Below are 9,660 nucleotides of genomic sequence, written 5' to 3'. Positions count from 1 at the left end.
TAGCCCTTATGGCGGATCCCAATGTATATGAGGTACTTCCTGTAAAGAAGGAAGTAAAGTGTGCGGTATCCGGAATCTATATTCGCTCTATCAAGTCTGTACGAGGCGGAGTGGTACCTGAGGCGCCAAAGAAAAAAGGATTTTTCGCCAACTTAAGAAAGAAGGCGGAAGACGCTGTGAAGAAGCAACAAGCAAAGAAGTAGGGCATATAAGAAACGCGGAAAATAAGAAAAGTAGAAAATAAGAAAAAGCCGGATTTTATGAGAAAGAATTAGCTTTGCGTTTTTTCGGAGGAGAGTTTTGGAATAAGGGGTAATCTGAGCCCGTTGGCACTTGCGAAAAACAAAGGAACTGAAGTTTTTCGCTTAGTGCCACTACGTGGCGAGGTTAGCGGGAGCGTGCCCCTGTTCCAAACTCTCCTCCGGAAAAAAGAGGTAGAGCAGATTGTTTTTCTCATAGAATCTGGCTTTTTTCTTTTGAAATGTTTCGCAGAAAAGCGTAAAGAGCTATATTTCTCCTTGACAGAAAAAGGTAAAGAATGGTAGTATGAAGTTTGCTTATTTGGCCGGTAGGGGGGATAACTCTGCCTATTTTTCGTCCAAAGGAAGAAAAATGTCAAAGAAAAGTGAACGTATCGTCAACTAATCCATAAATTAAAGGAGTTTCCCGAGTTGTTTTAAGCAGATTATAATACTAAAGGCAAATTGGGACAAGTTTTTTGTGGATTCTTAGCAAAGAGATGAGATATATCTCGGATATTAGGGGTGAACGGTCGATGAAAAAAAGCAAAATGCATCCGGTGCAAACCGGAAAGAATCTCAGAATGACTTTCTCTCGGAGCAAAGAAGTTCTGGAAATGCCAAACCTCATTGAAATCCAAAAGGATTCTTATGAATGGTTTTTGCATGAAGGCTTGAGGGAGGCCTTTGATGATATTTCTCCCATCCAGGACTTTGCAGGGCATCTTAGCTTGGAGTTTGTGAATTTCAAACTGGCTAAGGAAGAGGCAAAGTACAGCATAGAAGAGTGTAAGGAAAGAGATGCAACCTATGCAGCTCCCCTTAAGGTTAAAGTTCGCCTCTTTAATAAGGATAAGGAAGAAATCAATGAACATGAAATCTTCATGGGTGACCTTCCTTTAATGACAGAGAACGGCTCCTTCGTCATCAACGGTGCGGAAAGAGTTATCGTTTCTCAGTTGGTGCGTTCGCCGGGAATTTATTATGGGGTAGACCATGATAAGGTAGGTAAGGAGCTTTACAGCAGTACCGTAATTCCGAATCGTGGTGCCTGGATTGAGTACGAAACAGACTCCAATGACGTATTCTTCGTTCGTGTAGACAGAACCAGAAAGGTACCGGTTACTGTCTTTATTCGTGCGCTTGGCGTAGGTTCCAACAAGGATATTCTTGATTTATTCGGAGAAGATCCAAAGCTCTTAGCTTCTATCGACAAAGATCCTTCTGAAAATTACCAGGAAGGTCTCTTAGAGTTATACAAAAAAATTCGACCGGGAGAACCGCTTTCCGTGGACTCCGCCCAATCCCTATTGAATTCCATGTTTTTTGACCCAAGACGCTATGATTTAGCCAAGGTGGGACGATACAAGTTCAACAAGAAATTACATTTTAAGAACAGAATCAAGGGCCATGTATTGGCTGAGGCTGTTTATGCACCGGAGACCGGAGAACAGCTGGCTGAGGCAGGTGCAACCGTTAGCCAGGAATTGGCGGAGCAGATTCAGAATGCCGCTGTTCCCTTTGTTTGGATTGACGGACCTACAAGAACCGAGAAGGTGCTTTCTTCCATGCAGGTGGATATTAAGGAGTGGATTCCCGCTTCCATCAATCCTGAGGAGTGCGGCATCAATGAATTAGTATTCTATCCTGCCTTAAAGGAGCTTTTAGCTTCCGTGGAAGGACAGGGAGAGGACGCACTGAGAGATGGGATTCGTAAGAATATTCACAGCCTGATTCCAAAGCATATTACTAAGGAAGATATTTTTGCTTCCATTAACTATTTACTGAATCTGGATGAAGAAATCGGCACAGTGGACGATATTGACCATCTGGGAAATCGTCGTATCCGTGCCGTTGGAGAGCTTTTACAGAACCAGTATCGTATCGGATTGTCCCGTATGGAAAGAGTAGTAAGAGAGAGAATGTCCACCCAGGATATTGATGAAATTACTCCTCAATCCTTAATCAATATTAAGCCCGTAACGGCAGCGGTAAAGGAATTCTTCGGTTCCTCCCAGCTGTCTCAGTTCATGGACCAGAACAACCCGCTTTCCGAGCTTACCCATAAGAGGAGACTTTCCGCATTGGGACCCGGCGGTCTTTCCAGAGATCGGGCAGGTTTCGAGGTGCGAGATGTACACTATACCCACTACGGAAGAATGTGTCCTATCGAGACCCCTGAAGGACCGAACATCGGTTTGATTAACTCCTTGGCTTCTTATGCAAGAATCAATGAGTACGGTTTTATCGAGGCGCCTTACTTAGTGGTAGATAAGACCGATCCGGCCAATCCGGTGGTTACCAATCAGGCGGTATATCTTGCCGCAGACGAGGAAGACCAGTTCGTGGTTGCTCAGGCAAATGAGCCTCTGGATGAGGAAGGACATTTTAAGCATGATAACGTTTCCGGTAGATATCGGGATCAGACTTCTGCTTTTCCCAAGACCAGTATTGATTTAATGGACGTATCCCCGAAGATGGTATTCTCGGTAGCGACTTCCATGATTCCTTTCCTGCAAAACGATGACGCGAACCGTGCCCTGATGGGATCCAACATGCAGCGTCAGGCAGTGCCACTTTTGATTACCGAATCTGCAGTGGTGGATACCGGTATGTCCAGCAAGGCGGCGGTAGACTCCGGAGCCTGCGTAGTGGCGAAGAACAGTGGAGAGGTTACTCTTTCTTCTTCTGCAAGAATCTTGATTAAGAGAGATAAGGACGGAGGAATTGACGAGTATAAGCTGATGAAGTTTATGCGTAGTAACCCCAGTAACTGTTATAACCAAAAGCCCATTGTCAATACCCATGACAGGGTAGAGGCAGGGGATGTTATTGCAGACGGTCCTTCTACAAAGGACGGCGAGATTGCCTTAGGAAAGAACCCCTTAATCGGATTTATGACTTGGGAAGGTTACAACTACGAGGACGCGGTTTTACTTTCCGAGCGTTTGGTACAAAACGATGTTTACACCTCCGTTCATATTGAAGAGTATGAGTGTGAGGCCAGAGATACAAAGTTAGGACCTGAAGAAATTACCTCCGACGTTCCCGGTGTAGGTGATGATGCCTTAAAGAATCTGGACGAAAGAGGAATTATCCGTATCGGTGCGGAGGTTCGTGCCGGAGATATTCTTGTAGGTCGTGTGACTCCTAAGGGAGAGACAGAGCTTACCGCCGAGGAGCGTTTGCTTCGTGCCATCTTCGGTGAGAAGGCAAGAGAAGTAAGAGATACCTCCTTAAAGGTACCTCACGGTGCTTACGGAACCGTTATTAACACCATGGTTTATACCAGAGAGAATTCCGACGAGTTGGCTCCGGGAGTTTCCCAGTCTGTTCGTATCTATATCGCCCAGAAGAGAAAAATCGGTGTGGGAGATAAGATGGCGGGACGTCACGGAAACAAGGGTGTAGTTTCCCGGGTGCTTCCTGTAGAGGATATGCCATACCTGCCAAACGGTCGTCCCCTGGATATCGTATTGAATCCTTTGGGTGTTCCTTCCCGTATGAATATCGGACAGGTCTTGGAGTTACATCTTTCCTTAGCGGCAAAGGCTCTGGGCATTGATGTTTCTACCCCGATCTTTGACGGTGCAACCGAGGTGGATATTCAGCAGACCCTTTTACTGGCAAATGATTATGTAAATCTTTCTTGGGAAGAATTTTCCGAGAAGCATAAGGAAGAATTGGATCCGGAAGTATATGCTTACTTGGGCGAGCATCTTGACCACCGTAAGGAATGGCAGGGTGTGCCTATCGGCATTGACGGAAAGATACAGCTGAGAGACGGAAGAACCGGAGAGAAATTTGACAGTCCTACTTCCATCGGCTTCATGCATTATTTGAAACTTCACCACTTGGTAGACGATAAGATTCATGCCCGTTCTACCGGTCCGTACTCCATGGTTACCCAACAGCCTCTGTGAGGTAAAGCTCAGTTTGGTGGACAGCGTTTCGGTGAGATGGAGGTTTGGGCATTGGAGGCTTACGGTGCTGCTTATACCCTTCAGGAAATCCTTACTATGAAGTCCGATGATGTGGCAGGTCGTGTAAAGACCTATGAAGCCATCATCAAGGGACAAAACATTCCGGCGCCGGGAGTACCCGAGTCCTTTAAGGTTCTTTTAAAGGAAATGCAGGCTCTGTGTCTGGACATGAGAGTGCTGGATGAGAATCAGCAGGTGGTAGAGATTACAGAAGATCTTTACGATGCAAATCAGGATATGCACAGACTTTTATCCAGCGGTGACTATCGTCAGGATAAGCAGGAAAACTTCGGAGCCTACGGCTATACCAAGCAGGAATTCCAGGATGGAGAGCTGGTGGATGCCGAGGAAAATGAAGAGAGCGCAGAAGAGGATGACTCTATAGAAGAGCTGGATCAGGATGATTTTTATTCCTTAGCTTCCGACTTCGGTGATGATGGTGATAACGAGTAGAGGAGGAAAAATGGCAAACTTTCAAAGTGGAAATGAGCCGGTACAATTTGATTCCATAAAAATTGGTTTGGCTTCCCCGGAAAAAATTCTGGACTGGTCCTATGGAGAAGTAAAGAAGCCGGAAACCATTAACTATAGAACCCTGAAGCCGGAGAAGGACGGATTATTCTGCGAAAGAATTTTCGGACCGGTAAAGGACTGGGAATGTCACTGTGGAAAATATAAGAAGATTCGCTACAAGGGTGTGATTTGTGATCGTTGTGGTGTAGAGGTTACCAAGTCTTCTGTACGTAGAGAGCGGATGGGGCATATCGCCTTAGCGGCTCCCGTATCCCACATTTGGTACTTCAAGGGAATTCCTTCCCGTATGGGACTTATTTTGGATATCAGTCCCAGAATTCTGGAAAGAGTTCTGTATTTTGCCTCCTATGTGGTTCTGGATCCCATGGAAACAGGATTAAACTATAAGGATGTGCTTTCCGAGAAGGAATATAGAGATGCCGTAGAGCAGTACGGTTACGGCAACTTCAGAGTAGGAATGGGTGCGGAAGCGGTATATGAGCTGCTTTCCAACATTGATCTGGAGAAGGAGTATACGGACCTTCGTGGAGAGCTGGACAGCTCCTCCGGACAGAAGAGAGCCCGTATTGTAAAGCGTTTGGAAGTGGTGGAAGCCTTCCGTTCCTCCGGAAATAAGCCGGAGTGGATGATTCTATCCCACCTTCCCGTAATTCCTCCCGATTTACGTCCTATGGTACAGCTGGATGGCGGACGTTTTGCTACCTCTGACTTAAATGACCTGTATCGTAGAATTATCAATAGAAATAACCGTCTGGCAAGACTCTTGGAGCTTGGAGCACCGGAAATTATCGTGCGAAACGAGAAGAGAATGTTACAGGAGGCAGTGGATGCCCTTATCGACAACGGTAGAAGAGGACGTCCTGTAACCGGTCCCGGAAACCGTGCTTTAAAGTCCCTTTCCGATATGTTAAAGGGTAAGCAGGGACGTTTCCGTCAGAACCTTTTAGGAAAGCGTGTAGATTACTCCGGACGTTCCGTAATCGTAGTAGGACCGGAATTAAAGATTTATCAGTGCGGTGTGCCTAAGGAGATGGCTATCGAGCTCTTTAAGCCCTTCGTTATGAAGGAGCTGGTAAAGAGCAACAAGTCTCATAACATTAAGAATGCCAAGAAGATGGTGGAAAGACTGGATCCATTGGTTTGGGATATCCTGGAGGATGTTATTAAAGAGCACCCGGTTATGTTAAACCGTGCCCCTACCCTGCACCGTTTGGGAATTCAGGCCTTCGAGCCGATTCTGGTAGAGGGTAAGGCGATTAAGCTTCACCCGCTGGTTTGTGCGGCCTTCAATGCGGACTTCGATGGAGACCAGATGGCGATCCACCTTCCTTTAACACAGGAAGCACAGGCAGAGTGCCGTTTTATGTTGCTTTCTCCCAACAACCTCTTGAAGCCTTCTGACGGTGGTGTGGTTGCGGTACCTTCTCAGGATATGGTACTGGGTGTGTATTATTTAACCCAGGAAAGAGAAGGAGACAAGGGAGAGGGAATGCTCTTCAAGTCTATTAATGAAGCTATTTTGGCTTATGAGAATCACTATGTAACCCTTCATGCGAAGATCCGTTGTAAGGTGAAGAAGGAATTCTTACAGGAAGACGGTAGCAAGAAGGAAGAAGAAGGTATTATTGAGACTACTGTGGGAAGACTTCTCTTCAATGAGATTATTCCGCAGGATTTAGGATTTATTGACCGTTCTTTACCGGAGAATCGTTTCCTTCCGGAAATCAATTTCCTGGTAAAGAAGAAGAACCTAAAGCAGATTCTGGAAAAGGTAATGGATGTGCATGGGGCTATGCAGACCGCGTTAACCTTGGATGATATTAAGTCCATCGGTTATAAGTTCTCTACAAGAGCGGCAATGACCGTATCCATCCACGATATGACCGTTCCGGAGACTAAGGAAACTCTCTTGGAAGAGGCACAGAAGACTGTGGATAGAATTGCCAAGAACTTCCGCAGAGGTTTGATTACTGAAGAAGAGCGTTACAAGGAAGTTATCGAGACCTGGAAGAACACCGATGAACAGCTTACTCATGACCTCTTAACAGGACTGGATAACTACAACAACATCTTCATGATGGCTGACTCCGGAGCCCGTGGATCCGATAAGCAGATTAAGCAGCTTGCCGGAATGCGTGGACTCATGGCGGATACAACCGGTAAGACTATCGAACTTCCCATTAAGTCCAACTTCCGTGAAGGTCTGGATGTATTGGAGTACTTTATCTCCGCTCACGGAGCACGTAAGGGACTTTCCGATACTGCTCTTCGTACAGCGGACTCCGGATACTTAACAAGACGTTTGGTAGACGTATCTCAGGATTTGATTATCCGTGATCTGGACTGCTCCGAGGGAAGAGAGACCATTCCTTCCTTGGAAATTACAGAGCTTTCCGACGGACAGGAAAAGATTGAGTCCTTGCAGGAGAGAATTACCGGCCGTTATGTGGCGGAGGATATCATTGATCCGGAAACCGGAAATATGGTCATTAAGGCAAACCACATGGTAACCCCGAAGAGAGCGCCACAGGTTATGGATGCTTTAAACAAGATGGGCAGAAAGTCCATTCGTATTCGTACCGTTCTGACCTGTCGTTCCAAGTCCGGTATCTGTGCAAAGTGTTACGGAGCAAACTTAGCAACAGGAAAGCCGGTTGAGGTGGGAGAGGCAGTAGGAACCATCGCTGCACAGTCCATCGGAGAACCGGGAACACAGCTGACCATGAGAACCTTCCATACCGGAGGTGTGGCAGGTGGAGATATTACCCAGGGTCTTCCCCGTGTAGAGGAGTTGTTCGAGGCCAGAAAGCCTAAGGGACTTGCCATTCTTACGGAGATTCCCGGTGTTGTAGAAATTCGTGACACCAAGAAGAAGAGAGAGGTTATCGTAACCGACAACGAAAAGGCTCAGTCAAAGACTTACCTGATTCCTTACGGATCTCGTTTAAAGGTTACAGATGGACAGGTTCTGGAAGCCGGAGACGTATTAACCGAAGGATCCATCAATCCTCATGATCTTCTGAAGATTAAGGGCGTTAAAGCTGTACAGGAATACATGATTTCCGAAGTGCAGAGAGTATACCGTTTACAGGGTGTAGAAATCAACGATAAGCATATCGAGATGATTGTGCACCAGATGATGAAGAAAGAGCGTGTCAATGAAGCAGGAGATTCCCGCTTTATCCCGGGAACCACTGTAGATCGCTTAGACTTCGAAGATGAAAATGAGAGACTCATTGCAGAAGGAAAGGTACCTGCAGAAGGAAAGAGAACCATGTTGGGAATTACCAAGGCTTCCTTGGCTACCGATTCCTTCATGTCTGCAGCATCCTTCCAGGAGACCACCAAGGTTCTTACTGAAGCGGCTATCAACGGTAAGATTGACCACCTCATCGGTTTGAAGGAAAACGTTATTATCGGTAAGCTGATTCCTGCAGGTACAGGAATGCGTCGATATAGAAACGTTAAACTTTCTACTGATAAGGAAGAAGTGGTAGATACTTCCGACGTACTTAGCAACGAGGTTAATGAACCTTTAAGCACAGAAGAGATTTTTGATGCGGATCCCAAGGGATTATCCGGATTATCCGCAGCCCTAAGAGCAATCAAAGAGGGCGAAAACGAGTTATAAATTCAGCTTTAAAAAAGGGAGGCGAAAAGCCTCCCTTTTTTACAATTCATAACGAGTATCCTGCGCAAAGCGTGCGATATCTCGTTTGTAGTGGGCATATAAAATAGAACTTTCATACAGTATAGCTCTGATGAGTGGGTAATCTGAGCGTGCCCAAATTTCAGACCTATACTGTATGAAAGGCTAAGAAATATTTTCAATAAAAATAAAAGATTATGTGACCAATTCCTTCCTTTTACCGTTTATAAGGTAGAGAGAAGAATATTGCAGTACTTTCTGGTCAACGAGATACCGCATATTACGCCGGTAATACTCGTTAAGAAGGAAAAGACTGACCTGCAACATCAGGGCATAAGCCAAGGAGGAAATTATGAAAAAAAGGAAGGAAAAGAGAAAAATATCTGTTTTGGCAATAGGATATTGTGCCGCCATTTTATCCGCAGGAGTATTGACAGCTTGTAGCGGAGCAAGAAAAGACACAAGCTATAGAGAGGATAACTCTATTAAGAGTGCGGTATATGGGGAGGCAGAGGCTGAAAGATCTGATGAAGCAGCTTTTGCAGGAGCACAGGTGGCAAAATCCAATGCCGGAAAGGATTCTGTAGTTACTAAGGAAAATGAAGTGCCCGGAGCCTTTCAGGGAGAAGCCGCTGAGGCGACCGTTCCGGAAGTAAGCAATCCTGATTCCAATACGCCTGATTCCAATACTCCCGATGTTGGGGAGGACCCCAATGTTCAGATTTCGGAAAAAAAGATTCGTACCGTGAATATGGAAATCGATACAAAGGATATTCCGGAAAAAGCAAAGGCGCTTCGAGAAAAAGTGAAAGCAATGTCCGGCTATGTGGAATCAGAGGATTTTCAGGATAATGACAGCTATAGCGACTTTAGAAGAATGTATTTTACCATTCGTATTCCAAAGGATAAGATGGATGAATTCCTTAGCTTCGTGGAAGGAGAGGGACAAATTAAGTCTCGCAACGAGAATCTGGAAGATGTTCGTTTACAGTACCATGATGCCCAGGCTCATAAGAATTCTTTAGAAAAGGAGCAGGAGAGGGTTCTGGCTTTGATAGACAAGGCAGAAAATCTGGATCAGCTTCTGATTTTGGAAAATCGTTTAACTGAGATACGCTATCAGTTGGAGAATTACGGAAGCCAAATTCTGGAATATGACAACAGGATTAACTTTGCTACCTTAAACCTGACTTTGACGGAAAAGTCAAAGCCGGAGGCAAGAGAGCAGAAGGAGGAAGGCTTTAAGGATAGATTG

Annotated in this window: 2 protein-coding genes and 2 pseudogenes; all 4 read left to right on the top strand. The window is 45.5% G+C overall.

Annotated features, from left to right (window positions below):
- Window positions 1-203: pseudogene (locus ACO4PX_RS05815) on the top strand (hypothetical protein); the annotation flags it as partial.
- A 572-nt stretch (window positions 204-775) separates the two neighbouring features.
- Window positions 776-4,675: pseudogene (gene rpoB / locus ACO4PX_RS05810) on the top strand (DNA-directed RNA polymerase subunit beta).
- Window positions 4,676-4,685: 10 nt separating this feature from the next.
- On the top strand, window positions 4,686-8,387 hold the full coding sequence (gene rpoC / locus ACO4PX_RS05805; protein WP_485571956.1) for a DNA-directed RNA polymerase subunit beta': 3,702 nt from the start codon (window positions 4,686-4,688) through the stop codon (window positions 8,385-8,387).
- A gap of 370 nt (window positions 8,388-8,757) precedes the next feature.
- On the top strand, window positions 8,758-9,660 hold a 903-nt coding region (locus ACO4PX_RS05800), incomplete at its 3' end, for a DUF4349 domain-containing protein (RefSeq protein WP_485571955.1).

This window comes from Oribacterium sp. (assembly GCF_057249185.1).
This window is presented reverse-complemented; position numbering and strand designations above follow the sequence as displayed.